This window comes from Photorhabdus bodei (assembly GCF_003287735.1).
GTDB lineage: Bacteria > Pseudomonadota > Gammaproteobacteria > Enterobacterales > Enterobacteriaceae > Photorhabdus > Photorhabdus kayaii.
The window spans coordinates 1-24,935 of the sequence record NZ_NSCM01000032.1 but is presented as its reverse complement, the minus strand read 5'-3'; the positions used below and the strand labels follow the sequence as shown (position 1 = coordinate 24,935).

At 41.8% G+C, this 24,935-nt stretch carries 22 protein-coding genes and 1 pseudogene; 8 read left to right on the top strand and 15 right to left on the bottom strand.

The genetic code is table 11. From position 1 onward, the window contains the following. Nucleotides 1-100 precede the first annotated feature (100 nt). From CKY02_RS16025 to radC, 4 genes are all read right to left on the bottom strand, one after another. Complete coding sequence (locus CKY02_RS16025) at nt 101-1,222, bottom strand: glycosyltransferase family 4 protein (protein ID WP_112896066.1); 1,122 nt, start codon at nt 1,220-1,222, stop codon at nt 101-103. Between the two features lie 172 nt (nt 1,223-1,394). After that, complete coding sequence (gene rpmG, locus CKY02_RS16020) at nt 1,395-1,562, bottom strand: 50S ribosomal protein L33 (protein WP_010847629.1); 168 nt, start codon at nt 1,560-1,562, stop codon at nt 1,395-1,397. Nucleotides 1,563-1,573: 11 nt separating this feature from the next. Continuing rightward, nucleotides 1,574-1,810 (bottom strand): 50S ribosomal protein L28, encoded by a 237-nt coding sequence (rpmB, locus tag CKY02_RS16015; protein ID WP_011148921.1) that lies wholly within the window; start codon nt 1,808-1,810, stop codon nt 1,574-1,576. 239 nt (nt 1,811-2,049) lie between these two features. Next, on the bottom strand, nt 2,050-2,742 hold the full coding sequence (radC, locus tag CKY02_RS16005; protein WP_112877829.1) for a RadC family protein: 693 nt from the start codon (nt 2,740-2,742) through the stop codon (nt 2,050-2,052). Between the two features lie 196 nt (nt 2,743-2,938). Here radC and coaBC point away from each other — a divergent pair, with 196 nt between their 5' ends. From coaBC to slmA, 3 genes are all read left to right on the top strand, one after another. Beyond that, a complete protein-coding gene (coaBC, locus tag CKY02_RS16000; protein ID WP_112896065.1) occupies nt 2,939-4,156 on the top strand; it encodes a bifunctional phosphopantothenoylcysteine decarboxylase/phosphopantothenate--cysteine ligase CoaBC in 1,218 nt (405 codons plus the stop codon). Next, complete coding sequence (gene dut / locus CKY02_RS15995) at nt 4,134-4,592, top strand: dUTP diphosphatase (RefSeq protein WP_112877831.1); 459 nt, start codon at nt 4,134-4,136, stop codon at nt 4,590-4,592. Before coaBC ends, dut begins: the two co-directional genes overlap by 23 nt. 113 nt (nt 4,593-4,705) lie before the next feature. Next, nucleotides 4,706-5,305, top strand: a complete 600-nt coding sequence (gene slmA / locus CKY02_RS15990) for a nucleoid occlusion factor SlmA (RefSeq protein WP_112877832.1) — start codon at nt 4,706-4,708, stop codon at nt 5,303-5,305. A gap of 59 nt (nt 5,306-5,364) precedes the next feature. Here the strand turns inward: slmA and pyrE are convergent, their stop codons facing one another. Together pyrE and rph are read right to left on the bottom strand one after the other, a co-directional pair. After that, a complete protein-coding gene (pyrE, locus tag CKY02_RS15985; protein ID WP_112877833.1) occupies nt 5,365-6,006 on the bottom strand; it encodes an orotate phosphoribosyltransferase in 642 nt (213 codons plus the stop codon). A gap of 84 nt (nt 6,007-6,090) precedes the next feature. After that, nucleotides 6,091-6,804: a ribonuclease PH gene (gene rph, locus CKY02_RS15980; protein ID WP_112877834.1), complete on the bottom strand. Its 714-nt coding sequence runs from the start codon at nt 6,802-6,804 to the stop codon at nt 6,091-6,093. A gap of 126 nt (nt 6,805-6,930) precedes the next feature. On the opposite strand from rph, the gene CKY02_RS15975 reads away from it, so the two are divergent. Then, nucleotides 6,931-7,794, top strand: a complete 864-nt coding sequence (locus tag CKY02_RS15975; protein ID WP_112896064.1) for a YicC/YloC family endoribonuclease — start codon at nt 6,931-6,933, stop codon at nt 7,792-7,794. 424 nt (nt 7,795-8,218) lie between these two features. On the opposite strand, the gene CKY02_RS15965 is transcribed toward CKY02_RS15975, so the two are convergent. The 6 genes and pseudogenes from CKY02_RS15965 to CKY02_RS26360 form a co-directional block, all read right to left on the bottom strand. Next, the gene (locus CKY02_RS15965) at nt 8,219-8,959 is read right to left on the bottom strand and encodes a hypothetical protein (protein WP_112896063.1); all 741 of its coding nucleotides are present in this window, start codon (nt 8,957-8,959) and stop codon (nt 8,219-8,221) included. Beyond that, nucleotides 8,956-11,937 (bottom strand): N-6 DNA methylase, encoded by a 2,982-nt coding sequence (locus CKY02_RS15960; protein ID WP_112896062.1) that lies wholly within the window; start codon nt 11,935-11,937, stop codon nt 8,956-8,958. Before CKY02_RS15960 ends, CKY02_RS15965 begins: the two co-directional genes overlap by 4 nt. Nucleotides 11,938-12,316: 379 nt before the next feature. Next, nucleotides 12,317-13,054, bottom strand: a pseudogene (locus tag CKY02_RS15955) (Fic family protein); the annotation flags it as partial. Between the two features lie 196 nt (nt 13,055-13,250). Beyond that, nucleotides 13,251-14,468, bottom strand: coding sequence for an MFS transporter (locus CKY02_RS15950; protein ID WP_112896061.1), 1,218 nt, complete (start codon nt 14,466-14,468; stop codon nt 13,251-13,253). A gap of 47 nt (nt 14,469-14,515) precedes the next feature. Next, entirely contained in the window at nt 14,516-15,436 is a 921-nt protein-coding gene (locus CKY02_RS15945) for a carbohydrate kinase family protein (RefSeq protein ID WP_112877840.1), read from the bottom strand. A gap of 204 nt (nt 15,437-15,640) precedes the next feature. Next, nucleotides 15,641-15,763 carry a hypothetical protein gene (locus tag CKY02_RS26360; RefSeq protein ID WP_274382179.1) on the bottom strand — a complete coding sequence of 41 codons (123 nt, stop codon included), beginning with the start codon at nt 15,761-15,763 and terminating at the stop codon, nt 15,641-15,643. A gap of 547 nt (nt 15,764-16,310) precedes the next feature. Between CKY02_RS26360 and CKY02_RS15940 the strand changes: the two genes are divergently transcribed. Beyond that, nucleotides 16,311-17,078, top strand: coding sequence for a GNAT family N-acetyltransferase (locus CKY02_RS15940; protein WP_112896060.1), 768 nt, complete (start codon nt 16,311-16,313; stop codon nt 17,076-17,078). Between the two features lie 107 nt (nt 17,079-17,185). Here CKY02_RS15940 and fdhD read toward each other — a convergent pair whose 3' ends face one another. Then, a complete protein-coding gene (fdhD, locus tag CKY02_RS15935) occupies nt 17,186-18,016 on the bottom strand; it encodes a formate dehydrogenase accessory sulfurtransferase FdhD (RefSeq protein WP_112896059.1) in 831 nt (276 codons plus the stop codon). A gap of 181 nt (nt 18,017-18,197) precedes the next feature. On the opposite strand from fdhD, the gene fdnG reads away from it, so the two are divergent. The 3 genes from fdnG to fdoI are packed head-to-tail and all read left to right on the top strand — an operon-like array spanning nt 18,198 to nt 22,823. After that, on the top strand, nt 18,198-21,245 hold the full coding sequence (gene fdnG / locus CKY02_RS15930) for a formate dehydrogenase-N subunit alpha (RefSeq protein ID WP_112896058.1): 3,048 nt from the start codon (nt 18,198-18,200) through the stop codon (nt 21,243-21,245). Between the two features lie 10 nt (nt 21,246-21,255). After that, nucleotides 21,256-22,185 carry a formate dehydrogenase subunit beta gene (gene fdxH / locus CKY02_RS15925; protein WP_112896057.1) on the top strand — a complete coding sequence of 310 codons (930 nt, stop codon included), beginning with the start codon at nt 21,256-21,258 and terminating at the stop codon, nt 22,183-22,185. After that, nucleotides 22,182-22,823, top strand: coding sequence for a formate dehydrogenase cytochrome b556 subunit (gene fdoI / locus CKY02_RS15920; protein ID WP_112896056.1), 642 nt, complete (start codon nt 22,182-22,184; stop codon nt 22,821-22,823). The genes fdxH and fdoI overlap by 4 nt, the downstream gene beginning before the upstream one ends. 280 nt (nt 22,824-23,103) lie before the next feature. On the opposite strand, the gene CKY02_RS15915 is transcribed toward fdoI, so the two are convergent. Together CKY02_RS15915 and CKY02_RS24770 are read right to left on the bottom strand one after the other, a co-directional pair. Continuing rightward, nucleotides 23,104-24,099, bottom strand: coding sequence for a methyltransferase (locus CKY02_RS15915; protein ID WP_338015683.1), 996 nt, complete (start codon nt 24,097-24,099; stop codon nt 23,104-23,106). Further along, nucleotides 24,096-24,236 carry a hypothetical protein gene (locus tag CKY02_RS24770; RefSeq protein WP_162120502.1) on the bottom strand — a complete coding sequence of 47 codons (141 nt, stop codon included), beginning with the start codon at nt 24,234-24,236 and terminating at the stop codon, nt 24,096-24,098. Before CKY02_RS24770 ends, CKY02_RS15915 begins: the two co-directional genes overlap by 4 nt. Nucleotides 24,237-24,935: the final 699 nt, after the last annotated feature.

Below are 24,935 nucleotides of genomic sequence, written 5' to 3'. Positions count from 1 at the left end.
TAACTAATAATCAACTTTAAAGTGATTTAATATCAATAAGTTGAACATTACCTAAAACCATAAGCCAAAGAATAAGGACCAGAATAAATCCTAAATAATGTTAACGTTTTTTACCTTTAATGCTGTGAAAAAAGATATTTTCCATTTTATCCAACATATTATCCATGCCAAATAAAGCCATGGCACGCTCTAATGAAGAATGACTGAATTGCAAACGCAATTCATTATTATGAATCAACAACTCTAAACTTTTCGTCAATAACTCTGTATTTCTGGGTTCCACGATATAACCCGTTTCACCATCAACTACCGCTTCGGTAATTGCACCAACGGAGGTTGATACAACAGGTATCCCACACGCCATTGCTTGCATAATGCCTTGTGGCACGCCTTCATTACCAAAAGAAGGTAATGCAAATAAATCCATCGCATTCAAACAATCAGGAACATCCTGACGGTTACCTAAAAAAATGACACTGTTTGACAAACCTTCTCGCTTTACTAAAGGTTCCAATGATTTACGTTGTGGACCATCACCAACAAACAAAAGTTGCCAATCAGGATATTTCTGGTGCAGAACTTTCCAGCTTTCCAACAGATAGCGATGCCCTTTCCAGGTTCTCATGGTCGCAACAACACCTAATGTCGGTTTATCTTGAATCCCAATCCGTTGACGGCAAACTTTCTTATCTTCCGGTCGGAAACGATCTAAATCGATGCCGGTAGGCACTGATGTCATATGCTGTAATGGATAGCGATTATTGGCATGCAGATGTTGGCGTAGTTTCTCACCTGTAGTCGCAATATGCCGGCACGCTTTCAGATACAACCAACGAGTTGATATTGAATTAGAAACATGAGTAGAAACATGCCTGGTTCTAACCATTGGTGGCATATGCCTTAACGTTGTACAAGCCACAGCAACCAACCATGCATCCGTCGAGCTATGTGTATTAATAACGTCAAATTGACGGCCTTCTTTTTTCAACCAACGACGCATAGCAAGAAAGCAGGACAGCCGCTTTTTTTCAATCGGCAGGGCTACGGCCGGCACACCATAAGATTTTGCTTCACGGTAGATATTAGAACTAGGACAACAGACAATAACCACCTTGTGTCCACGTTTTATCATTCCTTGGGATTCCGTCAGGATTCGGATCTCCTGACCACCCCAACCACAAGATGATTCTGTATGTAAAATATTTAGTTTTTCTTTAGCCATTTCGGTTTCATATCTAGCCTACCGGAAGGCGTTAGTATAGCGAAACAGTATCTTACGTCTACGAATAACGGGATATATATGAAATGTAGAGAAGAATCAGTGAATATCTGTTAAAACTCTTCAGACAACAAAAAACCCAGCCTAGGCCGGGTTTTTATCAAATCAACCAAAATTATTTAATCTTGGCTTCTTTATACATAACATGCTGACGAACAACTGGATCAAATTTTTTCATTTCCAGTTTCTCAGGCATAGTACGCTTGTTCTTCGTAGTGGTATAGAAGTGACCAGTACCAGCCGAAGACACTAGCTTAATTTTATCGCGAATACCTTTAGCCATTTTTCAGCTCCTTAGTACTTCTCACCGCGGGTACGAAGCTCAGCCAAAACTGCATCGATACCCTTCTTATCAATCACACGCATACCTTTAACAGATACACGCAGAGTCACAAAACGCTTCTCGGACTCAACCCAGAAACGGTGGGAATGCAGGTTAGGCAGAAAACGACGCTTAGTCGCATTCAATGCATGAGAGCGGTTGTTACCACTCATCGGGCGTTTGCCAGTAACTTGGCAGACTCGGGACATGTCTATTCTCCAAAAATCAAATCAGCTCGAGCTTTGTATTGGGTATGGCCGCCTCGTCAGGCTTAGGAGCCCATCTCAGCAAATTCCACTGAAAAGACTCACATTTACTCAGAAAATGTGCTGAGATAGGCTCTTCTCGCCAAACCAAAGATCCTCAAAGGTGGCGTAGTATACGCCCTCAATCGCTGACGCTCAAGTCCCGCACAACCAAAGATCCATAAGGATCTTGAAAAAGTTAGCTAAATCCATCCTCGCTCAGCAAATGAAACACAACATTGCCGGCCAATAACCAGATGATCCAGCACTTTTACACCAACCAAATTACAGGCATCAATCACTTTATCTGTAACAATCTTATCTGCCAAACTTGGCTCCGCATGACCTGATGGATGATTATGGGCCAAAATAATGGATGAAGCATTCACCTTTATCGCCGATCGGACAATTTCACGAGGATGAACTTCAACTTTATTGATTGTGCCTTTAAACATCTCCTCATGACAGATGACTCTATTTTGATTATTGAGAAACAACACAACAAATATTTCCCTATCACGCCCTGATAATAGATTTTGCAAATACTCTTGAGTCACACTTGGACTACTCATAATATCTTCATGTACGAACTGGCTGGAAAAAAAACGCTTTGCCAATTCTGCAATAGCCTGTAGTTGTGCATATTTGGCCAATCCCATCCCTTTATGAGCACAAAAAGTGTCATAGTCAGCAGAGAGTAAATGGTACAGAGACCCAAATTCTTTTAGTAGAAATTCAGCCATTCGTAAAACAGGCAATCCTCTGGTTCCGGTACGTAAAAAAATAGCCAGTAACTCAGCATCTGTCAGAGAAACCGAGCCATAAGCCAACAATTTTTCTCTGGGAGCTAAATTTGAATATATTTCTCCTGTATTTTCAGCGATATCAACTTCCATATATTCATCTCCCTGCCCTATTTCACCTGATACAAACAGTATTCCATGCCTTAAACATCAGGGCGAATATCATATTCAGGAGCTGCGTAGCCGCTCGCAAATTTATCCTTTTTTACAATCAAAGTTCAGACTCTGCTCAACTCTGTAATCTCTTGTGATAAAATCTTGGCCCTTGCAACTTAATATTCGGACAATCATGATGGCAGGACTTTCCGGCAAACAGATTGTGCTCGGTATCAGCGGAGGAATAGCCGCTTACAAAACGCCCGAGCTAGTACGCCGCCTGCGTGATCGCGGCGCTCAAGTACGTGTAGTGATGACACCAGCAGCAGAAGCGTTTATTACACCAATGACGTTGCAGGCGGTTTCTGGTTATCCCGTTTCCGATGACTTGTTAGATCCGGCGGCAGAAGCTGCCATGGGGCATATTGAACTTGGTAAATGGGCCGATCTGATTATTCTCGCCCCAGCTACCGCTGATTTACTGGCGCGCCTGGTAGTCGGTATGGCAAATGATCTCATAACAACTGTCTGTTTGGCCTCCCCAGCCCCAATTGCCGCCGTACCCGCAATGAATCAACAAATGTTTCTAGCTCAGGTAACACAACATAATCTCAAGCGCCTTGAAGAACGAGGCGTTCTCCTGTGGGGACCGGATAACGGCAGCCAAGCTTGTGGTGACGTTGGTCCCGGCAGGATGCTAAATCCCATGGCGATTGTCGAACTCGCTGAACAACATTTTCAAGCAAGCCAAGATTTAGCTCACCTAAAACTTGCTATTACCGCCGGACCAACCCGTGAAGCGCTGGATCCCGTCCGCTTTATCAGTAATCACAGCTCCGGCAAAATGGGGTTTGCCATCGCCCAAGCTGCGGCAACACGTGGTGCAGAAGTCACCCTGATCACTGGCCCCGTTAATTTATCGACACCCCCGGGAGTCAAACGAATCGACGTCACCAGCGCTCTGGAAATGAACGAACAAGTACAGGCAATAGCGGGTTCACAGAATATCTTCATTGGTTGTGCTGCGGTTGCAGACTATCGCGCTAAACAGATTGCCTCAGAAAAAATTAAAAAACAGGGTGATGAGATCACTTTTACCCTGATCAAAAACCCGGATATTGTTGCCAATGTAGCAGCAATGCAAGAAAACCGCCCTTTTGTGGTTGGATTTGCGGCTGAAACCCAGAATGTGGAAGAATACGCACGAAAAAAACTGAACCAAAAACATTTGGATCTGATTTGTGCAAATGATGTATCCCTAACTGGCCACGGCTTTAACAGTGATACTAATGCATTACATTTGTTCTGGCATGAGGGAGAAATCCGCTTACCTCATAGTAATAAGTTATTACTTAGCCACCATTTATTAGACGAGATAGTCAGACGCTATGATGAAAAAAATCGACGTTAAAATTCTTGACCCACGTATCGGGAAGGAATTTCCTTTGCCAACTTACGCCACGCCAGGCTCCGCAGGTTTAGATTTACGCGCTTGCCTTGACAACGCGATAGAACTGGCTCCAGGCCAAACAGAACTGCTTCCAACCGGGCTTGCTATTCATATTGGTGATGAACAACTGGCAGCCGTTATTCTGCCCCGTTCAGGCCTTGGACATAAACATGGTGTCGTTCTGGGTAATCTGGTGGGTTTGATCGATTCTGATTACCAAGGTCAGCTAATGGTTTCCGTCTGGAATCGTGGTGATAAAGCTTTCACTATCCAACCAGGCGAACGTATCGCTCAGATGGTTTTTGTACCCGTCGTTCAGGCTCAATTTAATCTGGTGGAAGATTTTGAAGCCAGCGAAAGAGGCGGCGGTGGTTTTGGTCATTCCGGTCGCCAATAAATCTCTGTAAAACCTAATACCATTTAACCCATTATCATATTCTTTGCTCAAAATGCCATTGAGCAAAGAATTACTGATTTGTTTTGCTGTTCTTAACAAAGGTCTTGTCTGACATGGCAGAAAACGAAAATACAAAGAAAAGAAACAGACGCGAGGAGATCTTGCAGGCGCTGGCGCATATGTTGCAATCCAGTGATGGTAGCCATCGAATCACTACCGCTAAACTAGCCGCCAACGTAGGCGTTTCCGAAGCTGCCCTATACCGGCATTTTCCTAGTAAAACCCGGATGTTTGACAGCCTGATAGAGTTCATTGAAGATTCATTAATTTCACGGATTAACCTGATTCTGCAAGATGAAAAAGATACCATAACTCGTATTCGCCTGATATTGATCCTGATTTTGGGTTTTTCAGAAAAAAACCCAGGTCTGACCCGCATCATGACAGGTCATGCCCTGATGTTTGAACAAAACCGGCTGCAAGGGCGCATAAATCAATTATTTGAACGAATTGAAGTACAGATCCGTCAAGTTTTAAAAGAGAAAAAATTACGTGATGGACAAGGTTTCAGTTATGATGAGTCGTTATTAGCTTCTCAGTTACTCGCATTTTGTGAAGGGATGCTTTCACGTTTTGTACGCTCTGAGTTCCACTATCGTCCAACCCAGGAATTTGAAGCACGCTGGCCATTATTACTGGCTCAGCTACAATAAGTTATTCTACTACTCACCCCGCCCGTTATTGGGCGAGGGCTTTTTTTGAAGCTTATCTATCAGATACCGTACTGCACACGATAGGCTTTTACTGCATCCAGATGAGCTTTCATCTCTGGCTGACCACTCAAATAATTAATCAAATCATTCAAGGTAATAATAGAAGACACTTTGCAACCATAATCCCTTTCAACTTCCTGAATTGCCGAGATTTCACCGTTCCCACGTTCCTGACGATCAAGACAAATCATCACGCCGGCAAGCGTCGCACTATGTTGCTTGATAATCTCCATCGATTCACGGATAGCTGTACCTGCGGTAATAACATCATCAACCAGAACAACATTGCCTTTAAGTGGGCTACCAACCAAAGTACCACCTTCGCCATGATCTTTAGCTTCCTTACGGTTAAAACAATATGGCATATCAATATTATGATGATCTGCCAGTGCCACCGCCGTTGTCGTTGCAATTGGAATACCCTTGTAAGCAGGTCCGAATAACAAATCGCACTGAATACCGCTATCCAACAATGCTGCTGCATAAAAACGCCCGATTAACGCCAAATCACGCCCAGTATTAAACAGCCCGGCATTAAAAAAATACGGGCTTTTACGTCCTGATTTCAGGGTAAATTCCCCAAATTTCAGTACCTGTTTTTTTAGCGCAAGCTCGATAAATTCGCGCTGATAGGCTTTCATTGGTGTCTCTCCTCTTTTTGAGTCATAGTTATCGCCATACAACAGGCATAAAAAAGGCGACTATCACGTCGCCTGATCAATTTATTATTTTAATGCATTTCTCTGCGCGTCAAAAATATCCTCTAATCCTCCCTTGGCAAGGGCCAATAAGGATAACAACTCATCATGACTAAATGGTTCGCCTTCCGCAGTGCCTTGCACTTCAATCATCCGGCCATCTTCCATCATCACGACGTTCATATCAGTTTCAGCGGCGGAATCTTCCACATATTCCAGATCACAACGACCTTCACCATCCACAATGCCAACAGAGACCGCGGCAACCATTGATTTCAGAGGACTCTCTTTCAGCTTGCCTGCTTCAACCATTTTATTCAACGCATCAGCTAGCGCGACACAAGCACCAGTAATAGAAGCTGTTCGGGTACCGCCATCAGCCTGAATAACATCACAATCCAGTGTAATGGTGTATTCACCCAGTTTTTTCAGATCAACAGCGGCGCGTAGCGAACGGGCAATTAAACGCTGGATTTCCATCGTACGGCCACCCTGTTTGCCTTTAGCTGCTTCACGGGCATTTCGGGTATGAGTAGAACGCGGTAACATGCCATATTCAGCCGTCACCCAGCCCTGCCCCTGACCTTTCAAGAAACGAGGAACTCCTTCTTCAACGGAGGCATTACATAACACTTTAGTATCCCCAAACTCTACTAGAACCGAACCTTCCGCATGCTTAGTATAATGACGGGTTATAGTGATAGGACGCACTTGTTCTGCCGCTCTTCCTGTTGGGCGCATAGTGTTATCTCCGTTGTTAAATCATTATTGGGGGCGCATTATACGGCCTAACAGGGCTAATTCCTATCCTGCATCTACAACGAGCGTTATAATCTCTTAATCTTTTGTTTAAATTGGGAACGAATCATGATCCGTAGTATGACTGCTTTTGCACGGCGAGATATCAAAAGTGAATGGGGAAATGCGGCTTGGGAACTGCGCTCCGTTAATCAGCGTTATTTAGAAACTTATATCCGCCTACCAGAACAATTCAGAAGCTTGGAACCGGTGATCCGTGAACGAATTCGTTCCCGTCTGACTCGCGGAAAAGTTGAGTGTAACTTACGTTTTGAACTGGACTCACGCTCTCAAGGCGAACTTATCCTGAATGAAACCTTAGCAAAACAGCTAGTCAATGCGGCGAGCTGGGTCAAACAACAGAGCAACGAAGGTGAAATCGATCCTGTTGATATTCTGCGTTGGCCTGGCGTTATGGCAGCAGAAGAGCAAGACTTAGATGCTATCAGCACTCAATTGTTGCAAGAACTGGATACAGCACTGGATGCCTTTATTCAAAGCCGTGAAGCCGAAGGCAATGCACTCAAAATTATGATTGAACAACGTTTGGACGCGGTGACTGAAGAAGTCAGTAAAGTTCGCCAACAAATGCCTGAAATCATGCAATGGCAGCGGGAACGCCTGCAAACCAAACTGGAAGAAGCACAAGTACAGCTCGAAAATAACCGTCTTGAGCAAGAGTTAGTTTTACTGGCCCAACGTCTTGATGTGGCAGAAGAGTTGGATCGCCTCGATGCCCACGTCAAAGAAACCCGTAATATTCTAAAGAAAAAAGAAGCGGTCGGCCGCCGCCTGGATTTTATGATGCAGGAATTCAACCGCGAATCTAATACACTTGCCTCCAAATCTATCAACACCGATATCACTAACTCCGCCATTGAATTGAAGGTGCTAATCGAGCAGATGAGGGAGCAGATTCAGAATATTGAGTGATATTTCAGACGATCTCACATTGTCTCACCATTAGTAGAACCCTCTCAAACAGCCCGTAAAATCGGGCTGTTCTTTTATCATAATGTCTCATCACGTATCACTAAAGCGCATGTTTTCTAACATACGAACATGTCTACCCTGATGGGCGTGTAGTTCAAGCAAAACCATATCCAATACTTTAACGAGGTATGGCTATCTTCTCATGCAGCACGATACTTTGAGCAACGAGATCAACAAGCATTGCAGTTTGTAAAAACACTTCTTCTACCAACTCCGTAATAATAAAAATTGCAGTGACTCCTAAAAAGTAATTACTGCAATAACCGACGGGTTAATACTGGAATAATATAAAGGACTCTTTAACGAAACTATGGATAAATAACCGCAATAATGGCTTGAATGCTTTTTAAATTCAGCAAAATACTTATGGCATTTTTGGTACGATTAAGTCCCACATATGCCAAATACTGATTTCACCGGGATCACCGCCATTTAAATATTTCCATTGCCGTTTATGTGTGCTCACAGCTGTTATTGGCGTAAATATATTAGACGTCTTTAAATACTTTCCATTAGACTCATTACTTTGAAGTTCTTTTTCTTTAGCTAATTGTGTTTCAAGTGATGATATTTCGCGAAACTTCGGCTTTTGGTAAGCCAACATAATTCCGGCCTGCATAGTCCATCCGTAGTCACCACCAACAAAACGCGACATCCCCTCAGTTGTATACAGATACATTGGTTTTGCCATACATACAACCTTACTCTCGATATAAATTCCAACGAGCCTACGGGTTATCGAAAGAGGATTATTGGAAAGACGTATAATGAGATCTGGCTGCTTATTAAGAAGCTTTCCATTGTAATTAGGAACATTTTCTCCCCGACAAACGGTTTCGAAAGTATCACCAGAAAAACCAGGAACTACCGGTATTTCCATTTCTAACATCTGCAATAGCAGATTACAAATGGCATCAGTATAAACATCCTCTTCAGGAGCTCCCGGATTTATACTGACAAGATGCTTTGCAGGGTTTGCATTAATTTCCGCCCAAACATACTTTATAGCTTGTGCAACTACACGAATAATATTCGGTGGGACTTGCACGGGAAAACCATTTTGTGTAGTCACGTATGGTAAAGGATTTCCGACGAGCCCTGTCATTTGTATCCCCTATTCAACACTGGATGACCACGTTTAATCAAATCAAGAGCTAATGTTCTTGCTGATGTACTTGACCAATATCGCCGTTGATTGAGAATTCCTAAATATAACGATTCTTTAAACGGAATTTCAACTAATGAAGCATCCAAGAAATCTCCCATTCCTATTGTAGCCATTAGGTGTTCAGAACTTGGGATTTCACTCTTTTCTTGTTCGCCAAGTCGTATAAAAACCCATGGAGAAAAAGCACCAACGTCCAATATTTCAATACATAATGGTGTATCGCTCATATCAAATGGCAGCAGTGTCGTTTGTAAAATCTGCTTGAATCGCTCAATAATCTTTTTATCCACAGCTTTTACGGCATTAGTGCGAATAGCTTTATATGGCAGGCCTAAAGAAAGCCTATCGTTAATAAGGTTAACATCTCCAACTCTTAGGTGATATAGCTTTCGAATAAAAGTTTCTACTAAATTCTCAACATCATCACTGCTTGTAAGGAACGCTTCCTTAATTAAAACTAATTGATTTTTAAGTTCTTCACTCAATTCATTCAACGGGCAAAATGGAAACATTTCTGCCTCAACCTTTTGTAGAGTGCTTCTCTCACAACCCATTTTACTACTCGTCATTAATGTGAAATACAAAAACAATCGACTATTAAACAAAGTAGATAAATATACTGCTAGTAATTCTGGCTCAGGTGATTTCTTACAACTATATCCGATATAAGAACGATTATAAGCTACATTTTGAAATGCAAGGATTGCCATTGGGCAATTATCTTTAGAACTAGGCGACTCTCTCAATAATACTAAAGGAGCATCATAGTTTTCTTGCTCGCGCAATCTATGAACGCGTTGAAATTGAAAATCTGAAAAAGTATCAACTGGGGCGATATACCAATTGGCATCCTGCGGCTTCGGCATATTTTTCATACCATAAAGAAAAGCAGAATCAACTCCAGGGACGTCAACTTGTTTGGTTTGATAACCATGAGTAGCAGGTATATTTAGATCTTTTAGATAATCTGCAATACTTTTTGGATATAGATTTTCAATTCGTTCTATTAACTCAATATCTAAAGCATTTCCCTTAGCCAAGGTCTTAAATAAATGACTAGTCTTCTCAACCATCGCCACATCTGATGTCCATGCATCTTTGCTGTCAACACGAATACGGCCAACTCGATTCAGTGCAGGATCTTCAACAGGTGTGACAGCATGAAATTGGCTCTCTTTATGTGCGCGTTTATTACGAGCAACCAGCAAACAGAAATGTGCCGACATATTCGGCCATACAAAAGTATTACGCAGTTCCATTCCATTCAGGATATAGTTCACTTCTATCCCTTGAAAAAGGCTAACACGAGCCGCATGACCAATTGAAGAAATTTTCGTAAGGAGACGGCCATGAAGTGCGAATGCAAGAATTCCATTAGGTTTTGCTAACCGAGTAGATGCCCAAACAAATGGAAGATCAGGTACACCATCAGGGTTGGGCACCGCTTCCAATCCACGTTCAGTCATATGCGTAGCAACTATCGAATTAAGAACATCACGACGTATTGAATTTTTAGTTGCAGTCCAAGGTGGATTTCCTATAACTAAATCAAATTTTCCCTCATAAGATTCAAGTGATTCTGGTGAAAGGCTACCAAGATTTAATTCAGGATGATATTTGTCCCATTTTTCGGCGGCTATAAGAACCGTATCCTGTAAAGGAGTAAAAACTAAATCCTTTAATTTTTCGGCTTCAGGATCAAGTTCTAATGCAGTTAAATATATCGCTAATGCTGTTAGTTGTCTTGCAGCAGGGTTAATATCAAAACCAACTAATTGATTATTGAGAATATTGCGAATAACACGCGTATTAGGTTGTACCCCCGTAGCTTGCCAATTCTCCTTAACTAAGCGTCTAAACGCTGATAAAAGGAAAACTCCCCCCCCGGAAGCTGGATCAAGAATACGCGACTTATACGCATCAGTTCCAAGCGACTTAAAAGCATGATTTATTAAGTTTTCAGCAATGTAGTGTGGTGTATAATAGACACTATCTCTCTTTGCGGCACGTTTATCGAAACGGTGAGAAAATACCTCATATACTTGACTTAATAACCCCACAGGCAAATAAGAAAAATGTAAGTCCCCCCAAGAAAACTGAGTTTGATAAACTCCCTCACCAAGTGGCCGATCCCCATGCATAATGGCGGTCAGATCATTAAGAACCGCAGTACGAGAGTCTAAACACTGGAAATACTCGATAGAGCCTTTATCTGGGAGTTCTAAAAGATCACCATTGAAAGTTTTGTCTAACCAACGACAAGCCGCAAATGCAGATTTTGCTGTACTGAAACAGTCCTGAATCTTATCTACATCCGGTAATGGACTAACTTCAGGAATAATTCCTCGATCCCCTAGGAACCGCATAAATAGCGCCCGACCAACAAGAGCCAAAACCTCGCTTGGGTCTATGCCTTTGGCGTGAACAAGATGGTCTGTAACTGAGTTGAGCAATTCGAGCATGAGTTCATGCGCGCCGAAGTTAACTTCACTTTTAGGGTTAACTAGAACATCACCTGTCATCAATCGAGCAAGGATACCAGGTTCTAGCTGGTTAACCTCAAATAACGGCGGCTGATCATTGCGTATGTTAGACAAAGCATAGACTTGAACAATACCGGGTCTAACAACAGCTGCATAAGGAGCGTCAGCCCGAAGGCCCAGAAAACGTATAGAATCTTGCAATTCTCTTTCAGACACGCTGCTCGTCTTTTGATCATCAATGATATAAATGAATGGCTGCTCATCATGCAAAACGACTGCGTTAGGCACAAATTTATGTTGCTCACCAGCGCGCACTAAGCCAATAAAATCCAAATGCTCTGGAGATAATAAAGTTGGTCTAAGCTCTAATACCTTATCCTCAGGTACACTCAAGGCAGCAGCAACATTTATTGCAGTGATTGATGCTCCCATAAATGTCTGACGCTCCGATTCAAATTTAACCTTGACAATGTATAGCTTTATCCTAACCCATTGGATTCTAGAACGACAGGTTTATTTAGTGAAAATCATGCTTAGGGTCAAAAGAACGCTACAGGGTCTCTCTTAAGCTCGTGAATGTAAACACTTAGAAAAGGCTCTACCTTACTTTGCCGTGTACTTATACGCGTACATAACAGAATACAAAAAACAATAAAATCAATATATACCCTATGGATTTCAAGATGCATCGCGACGGCAAGGGAGCGAATCCCCGGGAGCATAGATAACTATGAGACCGGGGTGAGTGAGTGCAGCCAACAAAGAGGCAACTTGAAAGATGACGGGTATAATGCGTAAAACTATTGTTGTCTTGTGTCATCAAACGCATCAACTTTGGATGGATAAACAGTTTCTCTTTACCAACAACTTTCTCTTGTAATACCCCAATGTCGACCAACTGTTTTAAACAGTCCGAAGCAGTTTGACGCTTAGCAATATCACACTCAACCAAATTACTAATACGGCAATAAGGTTGTTCAAATATCACCTGTACCAGCTCATGGCTATAAATTTTAGGCAGGCTTTGCCTTATATACTCACTGGTATGTTCAATCAATTCTCTTACCGCAGCAATTTTATCCGTAGTCCATTTAGCCGTTTGCTCTACTGCGGTTAACATATAGATAATCCACTTTTCCCATTTCCCGGCGGCAGTGACTTGAGTCAGCAACCGATAATAATCACTCTTATGTTGTACAATGTAGCGACTTAAATAAAGAATCGGCAATGTCAAAAGCTGCTGTTCAATAAGATAGAGAATATTAATGATACGGCCGATACGTCCATTGCCGTCAGTAAATGGATGAATAGCCTCAAACTGGTAGTGAGCAATAGCCATCTTGATTAATGGGGCGATTCCATCTTCTGCATGAAGAAATTGCTCCCAATTGCTGAGTAAATCACGTATCTGAGATTCTCCCTCTGGCGGCGTATAAATAATCTCACCCGTTGTCTGATTACTCAGCGTTGTACCAGGAACTTGGCGAATATTCATATCAACAGCTTTTAGTCGGCTACAAACTTCAATAGCTGTATTCGTGCATAGTGGCCGCCGAGTTAACTGTAAAAGGCGCATCGGGCTGCCATGTCATGTTTATATTTCCTATTTTTATCGACACGTAAAGGCTTCATGTCGATAAAGTCGAAAAATTTCGACATGTACTAGCCATATGTCGATAGAATCGACATATGGAAACCCATTCACGGCGCTGCGCTTATCGCATAACTGGCAACATTAAGCCTGATTAAACTGCGCTGCTACTTTCTCGGCTGCTTTCTCCGTTAAACATAAAAAATAGTGCACCAGTCAGTAATATCAATCCACCAGATATCATTAAAAGAGATTGAATACTAATATAGTCAGCAATTGGGCCAAACAGCACCATACCTAATGGCAGAGAGCAAGACAAAGCGATCTGAACTAAACTGAATACCCTGCCCATCATCTCAGGTTCGACTCTTTCCTGAAAAACCGCTGTTATCGGTGCGTTAAAACAAGGTGTTACCACACCTAAAAAGACATTCAGTACTAAATAAAGTGGGAACCAATAGGCATTACCAAGAGCGATCATAAATATGCCAAAAAACGCGCAAGCTATCGCCGTTATACGCATTTTATTTTTATATTCACTCCAGAAAGAAATCAGCAATCCACCTAAAACCGCGCCAGCACTAAATGTCATTTCATTAATGGCTAAACGCCACGGCTCTTCCCCAAATGTCCTATTAACTAATAAAGGTGTCAAAAATGCAGCCGGACTAATCAAAAAGCAGACACAAATCAGAAAAATCAAAAGATTTCTGATTAATTTATTCTCTTGCAGATAACGGAAACCCGCTACGATTGCCTGAAATTTATTATCCGGTATGGAATCAGAAGCAATTTTAGGAATAGGAATAAACGCAACAATGCTGATGCCGATAATAGCAGTCGTTACGTCTACTAAAAAAATATTTTCCATTGAAGTTTGAGAATATAAAAAGCCACTGATAGCAGGAGATGCCAACATCATCAGTGAAGTCAAAGAAGTATGAATACCATTGACCCGCAGCAATTTCTCTTTCGGCACGAGTTGCGGAATAATAGCATTAACAGCCGGCATCTGGATGCCCGTCCCGAACGAGCGGACAATCAGTGCGACAAATAACAACTCAATGCTCTTAAATCCGAACATAAAAGAGATTGCCAAACCAAGCGTTACTAATGCAATTAACGCATCAGAGGCAATACTGAGCAGCTTACGGCTATAAGTATCCGCCCAAACACCGGCAAATAAAGAGATCAACACCTGAGGAAGAAATGCACAGAGTACCGAAATAGCCAGCATTTCTCCCGATGAAGTACTCAGGGTGATATACCAAACGATAGAGAACTGGACAATGGAAGAACCTAGCAAAGAAATTGTTTGAGCTGATAAAAATAAAGCCGTTTTGCGTTTCCAATCTGGAAGTAATGCACTCATTTTAACTACGCCCCTTAAAACCTAAGAGGCGCAGAGTCTGAAAATAATTATTCAAACACAAACTCCTCTAGTTCTTTTATTGTTGGTGCACCAGCAGCACCAGAACGGTTGACGACAATAGCAGCAACACGATTGCCAAGTTCAACAGCATCTCTCAGCGACATTCCCTGAGATAATCCCGCAAGCATGCCACTACTATGGGCATCACCAGCGCCAATGGTATCCACCACTTTCACTTTATAAGCAGCAACATATTCTGGCTCACGATAAGGCAGACATATCCACGTACCCTGTGAACCTAACCGGCAGATAATAGTGATTTTTCTTTCGCTGGAATAACGGCTAACTTGGGCGACAGGATCACCTTCTCCGCACAATATAGCAACTTCATCACGATTCAATGTCAGAATGGTCCGGTCAGCAGGTAATGCATTAAGAAAAGCGGAATCTATTTCTGGTAAACGTGGGCCAAAATCCAGTAATAACGTTTGCCCGGATGGTGACGCCAGTAACCAATTACACAAAATCGCCGTCGATTTACTCGCCATAACATAACCACTAGAGTAGATATACCCCCTTTCCGGCAAAACAATAGAAGAGAGCATTGCCGTACTCCAGTCCACTTCACAACCACTCACGGAGACAAAACTTCTTTCACCGTCCGGTTCAACCATTGCCAAACACCAACCATTATCAAGAGATGAATGGGTCAATGTGACCTCAAGCCCAAGGTCTTGCATCTCTTTGGTGATCTGCTCCCCCCAGCATCCGTTACCAACCGGTATACCATTAATCACAGGGATTTGTAGGCGAACCAAAGCCCGAGCAACATTAAAACCAGAACCACCAATCTGCCGATCAATTTCTTTAGCTTCCTGATCTGCTCCACTACGGGGAAGCCTCGGTAAACTAAGAATAATATCTCCCGCCGCCGCACCAATTACAGTAATCGGTAGTAAACCCGCCATCAGGCTCTCCTCTTACCGGCCTAAATATCAGCCATAGTCATATCAAAATTGGAAAAGAAACAGATAAATCGCTTAGGAATGAAAACTTGCAGCAATGATTGCCGAATTTACATACATAAGAAATACTTATACTTTAACATTAATCGGGTTCAATAAAAGTTAACCTGTATCAATTATGTGATACCAACGTGATTGATCTCCAATTTATCGGTCATGGAGCGATGACAATCCCTGTATGAAACAATGACACGTAACCATTGTTGTCAAACTATACCTGTCATCCTTCAAGTTGCCTCTTTGTTGGCTGCACTCACTCACCCCGGTCACATAGTTATCTATGCTCCCGGAGATTCGCTCCCTTGCCGCCGCGATGCATCTTGAAATCCATAAGGTATATATGAAAACTCATGGAAAAATTTATGTATTCATGAAATTAGCCTCATGAAGAGAACCAAAATGAATGAAAAAGCCAAGTGCTCCAATATTATGAAAAGTTATTTAATCGGTAAAAGTATTAGCACTTTTCCGTCCGACCATATTTAAATACGAAATGCGTTCAAAAGCTAACATTTTTATCTGATTACTGCCCAAGCACACTTTTATGATCAACAACGGCAAATAAAATAGCCCTACAGGGATAAACAATGTGTCAATTTTATTGTATTTTCAACGGCGTGTTATCAGTGTAAGATAAATAAAAATTTAAGTTAAGAAATTAATTAAAATATAAAATTTATTTAGTTATTAGTAACAATTACTTAAAACATATTATCTATTTATATCCATAAATATTACTGTTATTCTACATAATTAGAATTATCAAATAATGAAGTACTTATCAATCTTACAAATTATGTTTACTGGAAATCCTACTTTGAAAACACACATTATTATTCAATCCGCAAAACAACGACCTGATTTAAAAAATGCCACTGATGAGCTTATTTACAATAATTGGCCGTTGTTTATGCAGAATTCCCCAGTGACACATGAGCATGGGAACAAATTATTTGAGCCAGATTTCAGCCGTTTTCAGCAATTTGCTATTTTGCAACAAGGGGAAAAGCAGCGATTAATTGGTGTTGCTAATTCAGTGCCTTTCCCTTGGGAAGCCGATTCATTAGAACAACTGCCAGATAATGGTTGGGATGAAGTTTTCCGCAGAGGCCTGCTTGCTCGTGGAAAAAAAGCAACAAAAATGTTGTCAGCACTGTCAGTAACAGTATCTCCTGAATTTCGCGGTAAGAACTTACCGGCATTACTCATTAGTAGCTTAAAACAAGCAGCTATTGAGGAGGGGTTAAAAAGGTTAGTTGTTCCTGTTAGGCCGACGTTAAAGCAAAACTATCCACTACAGGATTTTGTACAATACTGTGGATGGAAAAATGACAATAATGAACCTTTTGATCCTTGGATTCGGACACATTGGCGTCTGGGAGCGAAAATTATTCAACCTGCTATGCACTCAATGCATATAAATGCCACGCTTGACAAATGGCAGGAGTGGACAGGAATGAAATTTCCGCAAAGTGGGCAGTATATTATTCCTGGTGGTTTAGTGCCGCTAGAGGTGGATATACAACAACAAATGGCTCATTACATTGAACCCAACTTATGGATGTTTCACAACTTGCATGCGTGATTTAGCATTATTGAGGCAATCGCTGTTGATTTAAGATGAAAATAAACTTTTCATCTTAATCACAGGGGGAATATGGGAACTCTTGATACTGCATATTTCTGGCTCATTTAACTTATTAATCTCTCAGCATGGGTATAAATCGTCGCTTTTCCGGGTTTACAAAAACCAACCAAGGTTAAATGACATCGGTCAGCGATTTCTACCGCCAATGAAGTTGCTGCTGAAACAGCCAATAAAATCTCAACACCACAGATGGCTGATTTTTGTACCATCTCATAACTGGCACGGCTGGATACCAAAACAGCGCCTTGCTGCCAGCCTGTTTTTGCCTTCATGCCTAGCATCTTGTCCAGTGCAACGTGCCGACCTATATCCTCACATCCGCCCAATAATTTGCCTTCCGGATTGATCCAACTTGCTGCATGAGTGCAACCTGTCAATGCACCGATATCTTGGACACTAGTCAGTTGAGAGAGAGCATGATCAAGCTGGCTTAATGAAAAGGTTTGAGTGAAAGGCAACGGGGTGATCGGGCGAAAAATATCAGAAAGTTGTTCTGTTCCGCAGATGCCGCAGCCTGTTCGTCCCGCCAGATTACGTCTGCGCTCTTTCAAACCCGCAAAACGGCGGCTAGAAAGTTCTATTTGCAACTCAATTCCACCGCTACAATGAGCGATAATATCAATACCACGAATCTCGTGTTGAGATTCAATGATGCCTTCGGAAAGTGAAAACCCAATAGCAAAATATTCGAGATCTTTGGGACTTGCCATCATAACAACATGCGAAATACCGTTATAAACTAAAGCAACAGGAACTTCTTCTGCAATCCAATCAGCTTTTAATATGTCAGGACAGTGTTTTTGTTGCACGTTCGTTCTTTTTGCGCCCTCAATCACACCAAATGGTAACAACTTCCCTGATTTTACGTTATACATTAGATGAGTTCCTAATAGTGTTACGGCACAATAATTGTGCGGAAAAAAGAGTCTATACTATTTATCAGGCAATAAATCTGATCCCACTACGGAAAGTGGTTTTAATAAAAAAGAACACATTCAAAATTTTTCCCATGATGGAATGGATACTGTTTAAGGCAATGTGAGTGAGGAGATTCCCATGCAAGTCAGCAGAAGGCAGTTCTTTAAGATCTGCGCTGGCGGTATGGCAGGTACGACGGTGGCAGCATTGGGCTTTGCACCAACCGTAGCCCTTGCACAAACACGTAATTATAAATTGTTGCGTGCACGTGAAACCCGAAATACCTGTACATACTGTTCTGTCGGCTGTGGGCTGTTGATGTACAGCCTTGGCGATGGCGCAAAAAATGCGAAAGCAACTATTTTCCATATTGAAGGTGATCCTGATCACCCGGTAAACCGTGGTGCACTCTGTCCTAAAGGGGCTGGCTTGGTTGATTTTATTCATAGCGAAAGCCGCCTGAAATACCCAGAATATCGTGCAACAGGTTCTGACAAATGGCAACGTATTACTTGGGATGAGGCATTTGATCGCATCGCTAAGTTAATGAAAGCAGACCGTGACGCCAATTTCATTAAAACCAATCAAGAGGGTGTGACAGTCAATCGTTGGCTGACGACCGGCATGCTGTGTGCATCTGCTTCCAGTAACGAAACAGGTTATCTGTCGCAAAAATTTAGTCGCGCTCTCGGCATGCTCGCCGTAGACAACCAAGCACGTGTCTGACACGGACCAACGGTAGCAAGTCTTGCTCCAACATTTGGTCGCGGTGCGATGACCAACCACTGGGTTGATATTAAGAACGCGAATCTGATCGTCGTTATGGGTGGTAACGCTGCCGAAGCGCATCCGGTGGGATTCCGTTGGGCAATGGAAGCCAAAATCCATAATAACGCTAAGTTAATTGTGATTGATCCGCGTTTTACCCGTACAGCATCTGTAGCGGATTTCTATACTCCAATCCGTTCTGGTACTGATATTGCCTTCTTGTCAGGTGTAATCTTATACCTGCTAACCAACAATAAGATTAACCACGAATATGTTGAAGCGTATACCAACGCCAGTCTGATCGTGCGTGAAGATTACTCGTTCGATGATGGTCTGTTCAGTGGTTACGATGCAGAAAAACGTCAATACGACAAAACCAGTTGGAACTATGCACTGGATGAAAACGGCTTTGCTCAACGTGATATCTCACTTAAACATCCACGTTGTGTATGGAATTTATTAAAAGAACATGTTAGTCGTTACACGCCCGATGTCGTCAGTAATATTTGCGGTACGCCAAAAGAGGATTTCCTGAAAGTCTGTGAATATATTGCAGAAACTTGTGTTAAGGATAAGACCGCTTCTTTCCTGTACGCACTGGGTTGGACTCAACACTCAGTGGGTGCACAGAACATCCGAACCATGGCAATAATCCAGCTACTGTTGGGCAATATGGGGATGGCAGGTGGCGGGGTTAATGCATTGCGTGGTCACTCGAATATTCAGGGATTAACTGATTTGGGGTTATTGTCGCAAAGCTTGCCGGGATATCTGACGCTCCCCTCAGAGAAACAAACTGATTTACAAACTTATCTCCAGGCAAATACGCCAAAACCAATGCGGCCGGGTCAAGTTAACTATTGGGGTAACTACCCAAAATTCTTTATCAGTCTGATGAAGAGTTTCTACGGAGATAATGCCCGTAAAGATAACGACTGGGGTTTTAACTGGCTGCCGAAGTGGGACAAAGGTTATGATGTTCTGCAATTTTTTGACATGATGTCGAAAGGTGAAGTGAATGGCTATATTTGTCAGGGCTTTAACCCGGTAGCTTCTTTCCCGAATAAAAATAAAGTCGTTGATGCACTGTCGAAACTGAAATTCCTGATCACTATCGATCCGCTTAATACTGAAACTTCAACTTTCTGGCAGAACCACGGTGAATTTAACGAAGTCGATTCATCCAAAATTCAGACCGAAGTTTTCCGCCTACCGTGTTGCTGTTTTGCAGAGGAAAACGGTTCAATTGTTAACTCTGGTCGCTGGTTGCAATGGCACTGGAAAGGGGCTGATGCGCCGGGAGAAGCCATCGGTGATGGCGAGATCCTTTCCGGAATCTTCAAACGTATGCGGGATATGTACCGCGCTGAAGGTGGTGCATCACCAGAGCCGGTGCTGAACATGACCTGGGATTATTTCAACCCGCACAGCCCCACATCAGAAGAGGTGGCTCAAGAGAGTAATGGCCGGGCACTAGTTGATCTGATTGATATTGATGGCAACGTCATCGTGAAACAAGGTCAGCAATTAACCTCTTTTGCGCAGCTACGTGATGATGGCACGACCGCCAGTGGTTGTTGGATCTTTGCTGGAAGCTGGACGCCGGAAGGTAACCAAATGGCCCGTCGTGATAACGCTGATCCATCAGGATTGGGTAATACGCTAGGTTGGGCATGGGCATGGCCGTTAAACCGTCGTATTTTGTACAATCGCGCATCGGCTGATCCGCAGGGTAAACCGTGGGACCCGAAACGTCAGTTACTGACGTGGGATGGTATTAAGTGGGGTGGTGTCGATACTGCTGACTACAGCGTGGCCGCGCCGGAAACGGATGTTGGTCCCTTTATCATGCAACCGGAAGGTATGGCGCGTCTGTTTGCTATTGATAAAATGGCTGAAGGGCCATTCCCTGAACACTATGAGCCTTTTGAAACACCATTGGGGACCAATCCGTTGCATCCGAATGTGGTATCCAACCCGGCGGCCCGAGTGTTCAAAAGCGACTTTGAAGCAATGGGCAAGGCAGATAAATTCCCTTATGTAGGAACGACTTACCGCTTGACAGAGCATTTCCACTATTGGACAAAACATGCATTGTTGAACTCGATTATCCAACCTGAACAGTTTGTGGAAATCGGTGAAAAACTGGCGGAAAAGAAAGGCATCAAACACGGTGATACCGTCAAGGTTAGCTCTAATCGTGGTTACATCAAAGCGAAAGCGGTTGTCACCAAACGTATTCGTACCCTGAATGTACACGGTCGTGAAGTAGATACTATCGGTATTCCGATTCATTGGGGCTTTGAAGGGGCTGCGAAGAAAGGCTTTATTGCCAATACGTTGACACCATTTGTTGGTGATGCGAACACACAAACGCCTGAGTTCAAAGCGTTCCTGGTTAATATAGAAAAGGTGTAAGGGAGAAATCATGTCATTGCAAACTCAAGACATCATTCGTCGCTCTGCCACAAATTCTTTTACTCCTGCACCACGGGTGCGGGATGACCAAGAGGGCGTTGCAAAACTGATTGATGTGACAACCTGTATCGGTTGTAAAGCTTGTCAGGTGGCCTGTTCTGAGTGGAACGATATCCGTGACGAGATCGGTTATAACGTTGGTGTTTATGATAACCCGGCGGATTTAACCGCTAAATCATGGACCGTGATGCGCTTCTCAGAAGTTGAAGAGAACGGCAAACTGGAATGGCTGATTCGTAAAGATGGTTGTATGCACTGTGCTGATCCGGGTTGCTTGAAAGCTTGTCCAGCCGAAGGGGCAATTATCCAGTATGCAAATGGGATTGTTGATTTTCAGTCAGAACACTGTATCGGCTGTGGCTACTGTATCGCGGGTTGTCCGTTCAATGTGCCACGGATCAACAAAGAAGATAACCGGGTATATAAGTGCACTCTGTGTGTTGACCGCGTTAACGTTGGTCAAGAGCCTGCCTGCGTGAAAACCTGTCCGACCGGCGCAATCCATTTTGGCAGTAAAAAAGCCATGAAGGATTTGGCGGCTGAACGGGTGAGTGAGTTAAAAGGCCGCGGTTATGAGAATGCGGGTCTGTACGATCCTGATGGTGTTGGGGGTACCCATGTGATGTATGTACTGCACCATGCTAACAAGCCACAGCTATATCATGGCCTACCGGACAATCCCGCTATTAGCCCGACCGTCACCTTCTGGAAAGGTATCTGGAAACCGCTGGCCGCGGTGGGATTTGCTGCCACATTCGCTGCCAGCCTCTTCCATTATGTGGGAATTGGTCCGAACCGGGTAACGGAAGAAGACGAGGAAAATGCGCGTCGTGATACCGAGCCTTCACAGAAATCAGCCAATGGGGAGGAGCAGCGATGAAAGGCAGGAAAGATATTATTATCCGCCACTCACCGGTTGAGCGAGTAAACCACTGGGCGGTGGTGCTCTGTTTTCTATTTACCGCCATTAGTGGATTAGGATTCTTTTTCCCCTCTTTTAACTGGCTGATGAATATCTTCGGTACGCCGCAATTGTCACGGATTTTGCATCCATTTGTCGGTTCAGCGATGTTTATTTTATTTATCTTTATGTTTTTCAGATATTTTAAACATAACTTTATCGACAAAGATGACATTGTATGGCTAAAAAACATCCATAAGATTGTAAAAAATGAGGAAGCAGGTGATATTGGTCAGTATAACTTAGGTCAAAAAGGGATTTATTGGTCTATCAGTATTTTCCTGATATTACTCGCTGTCAGTGGTGTTATTATTTGGCGCCCCTATTTTGCTGATCTCTTCTCTATTCCGATAATTCGAATTGCGCTTCTAATTCATTCAATGTCAGCTATTGGTTTAATCTTGACGATTATGATTCACGCTTATGCGGCATTCTGGGTGAAAGGAACTCTTCGGGCAATGGTTGAAGGTTGGGTAACCCGTGGATGGGCGAAGAAACATCACCCACGTTGGTATCGTGAAGTAATGAAACAGGAACAACAAGAAGAGAAACGTTAATGCGTTTCGAATATAATCATCAAAGCAGGATAATCATATCCTGCTTATTGTTGATTAAGTACGAATAATGCAAGAAATGATTAAATATTAGGTTTAATATTTTTATTTAATTTATTCTTTTATCATCAATCTTTAAATTAAATTCACTTTCTATTTTAATCTATATATCTCTTTAATATAATAAAGCATCAAAAATTTTGATGCTTTATTTTATATATCCACTCCTCAAAAACACAATATCATATAATCATCTTTGGGAATAATCTGTAGTTCCTACAATTTATTTTATCCGTAGTTTGATAAATGAATATGGTGAATATGATTGATCTATAACTTTAGTCTCTTGGACGACAAGTCCAGCTTGGTTAGCCAGATATTCGAATTCAGCAAAACTACGTTCTTTCCCTAAAAATAACATATCCATTAATATATCGAAAGATCTAGAAAATTCTGGCTCTTTCACCATATTTATCAATAATAGAGATGAATTTTTATCCATTGCTTTGCGGAAATTCTCCAAAATGAGTATTGAGTCACTATCGGACCAATTATGGAGAATATTTTTTAAAATATACAAATCATAACCCGATGGAATTGAATCTAGAAAATTTCCATTGATAAAATCTATATTATCAGAAACTGGAAGTTCATTATATCTATCCAATACAGCGTAATGTTTTCCTTTTACCTTTTCACTGATTCTTGCTAAAAGCTTCCCTTCTCCCCCTCCAACATCTAATATTCTATTGTGCTGATTAAAATCATAAATACCAAGTAACTTCTCAACGATTAAATTTGAGAGTCTTGTCATTAAAGCATCAAAATTTGATTTGAGAAACTTGTTACCATCCAAATATTCAAAGAATGGCTTGCCATGTGCCATTTCAAATGCCGATTTGCCATCATCTTCAAATAGGGATTTTCCATACATTAACCAAGCGTTACTGTAATATGAGCAAATTTCAAGCTTTATCATGAATGACTCAAAACTTTCAGGATCGGCAAAAACATGACACTCATTAGAAAGCCTGAATTTATTATCGTTACTAACCAATACTCCCATTTCAACTAAGAAATCACATAATCGACTAAACCGAGCATAATTAACACCAGATTTACGGGAAAGCTCGCTTATATCGACATAAACTCCATCTTTAAAGTGAGTAGATAATCCGGTATCAACAAAAGCATGAATTGCAGCTGATCTTCTATTTGATGCAATCAGTTCAGTTAGCATTAAGCCATCCTTTATATCTGTATACCCGTCATCTTTCAAATTGCCTCTTTGTTGGCTGACTCACTCACCCCGGTCACATCGTTATCTATGCTCCCGGGGATTCGTTCCTTTGCCGTCGCGATGCATCTTGAAATCCATAGGGTATATATTATGAAAAAATTAAGTATTTTATCCAAAATCCAAGAAATAGCATGATGATAGATTGGATATCGCAACAACCTATTTAAAACAAAATGTAATTATTAACTTTGTTACCTTTTCATGTAAAGATACAATTCACTTTGCTTCCGTATTGTTAAAAGCAAGATACCAGATTATATTAAATTGGATAAAAAGAAATGACAAAGATCACAATTATCTCTTCTCAGAATTATTGATAATTAAATATAAAAAAATCACGTAGTATATATATTACTATTTACATTCATTTATAGAAGAAGTAATTATAAAACCTGAAAAACTATAAGGTATTTTTTAAACGTACTATTTCAGCAACAAGAAAAAAACGTCAATGAGTTCCTCTTCAAAGATCATCAATGAAAGGTAGTCATATCCTACCCATTGTTAATTAACAGCCTATCCCAATAGGACTATTGGGATAGGCACTAAGTTTAATTCAATAATATAAGATAGAAATATGGCATCAGATATTTTGATGCCATACTTGTTATACCTGTTTTCAGAGACACAATATCCATATAACTATTTTTTGTGAAGTTCCATAATTATCTGTAATTTATTTTACACCTAAATAACTTTTCAAAATAATAGATCACTTGGAGGGAACTCAGTCCGATTTTTGCGATCTGATCAATTGCGAAAAATCCCAAACCCCAACACGGACTGAGTGATGCCTATCATAGCACCTATACCTC

Coding starts and splice junctions, on each gene's coding strand:
- CKY02_RS16025 (WP_112896066.1), bottom strand. CDS start 1,222: ATGGCTAAAGAAAAACTAAATATTTTACATACAGAATCATCTTGTGGT.
- rpmG (WP_010847629.1), bottom strand. CDS start 1,562: ATGGCTAAAGGTATTCGCGATAAAATTAAGCTAGTGTCTTCGGCTGGT.
- rpmB (WP_011148921.1), bottom strand. CDS start 1,810: ATGTCCCGAGTCTGCCAAGTTACTGGCAAACGCCCGATGAGTGGTAAC.
- radC (WP_112877829.1), bottom strand. CDS start 2,742: ATGGAAGTTGATATCGCTGAAAATACAGGAGAAATATATTCAAATTTA.
- coaBC (WP_112896065.1), top strand. CDS start 2,939: ATGATGGCAGGACTTTCCGGCAAACAGATTGTGCTCGGTATCAGCGGA.
- dut (WP_112877831.1), top strand. CDS start 4,134: ATGATGAAAAAAATCGACGTTAAAATTCTTGACCCACGTATCGGGAAG.
- slmA (WP_112877832.1), top strand. CDS start 4,706: ATGGCAGAAAACGAAAATACAAAGAAAAGAAACAGACGCGAGGAGATC.
- pyrE (WP_112877833.1), bottom strand. CDS start 6,006: ATGAAAGCCTATCAGCGCGAATTTATCGAGCTTGCGCTAAAAAAACAG.
- rph (WP_112877834.1), bottom strand. CDS start 6,804: ATGCGCCCAACAGGAAGAGCGGCAGAACAAGTGCGTCCTATCACTATA.
- CKY02_RS15975 (WP_112896064.1), top strand. CDS start 6,931: ATGATCCGTAGTATGACTGCTTTTGCACGGCGAGATATCAAAAGTGAA.
- CKY02_RS15965 (WP_112896063.1), bottom strand. CDS start 8,959: ATGACAGGGCTCGTCGGAAATCCTTTACCATACGTGACTACACAAAAT.
- CKY02_RS15960 (WP_112896062.1), bottom strand. CDS start 11,937: ATGGGAGCATCAATCACTGCAATAAATGTTGCTGCTGCCTTGAGTGTA.
- CKY02_RS15950 (WP_112896061.1), bottom strand. CDS start 14,468: ATGAGTGCATTACTTCCAGATTGGAAACGCAAAACGGCTTTATTTTTA.
- CKY02_RS15945 (WP_112877840.1), bottom strand. CDS start 15,436: ATGGCGGGTTTACTACCGATTACTGTAATTGGTGCGGCGGCGGGAGAT.
- fdhD (WP_112896059.1), bottom strand. CDS start 18,016: ATGTATAACGTAAAATCAGGGAAGTTGTTACCATTTGGTGTGATTGAG.
- fdxH (WP_112896057.1), top strand. CDS start 21,256: ATGTCATTGCAAACTCAAGACATCATTCGTCGCTCTGCCACAAATTCT.
- fdoI (WP_112896056.1), top strand. CDS start 22,182: ATGAAAGGCAGGAAAGATATTATTATCCGCCACTCACCGGTTGAGCGA.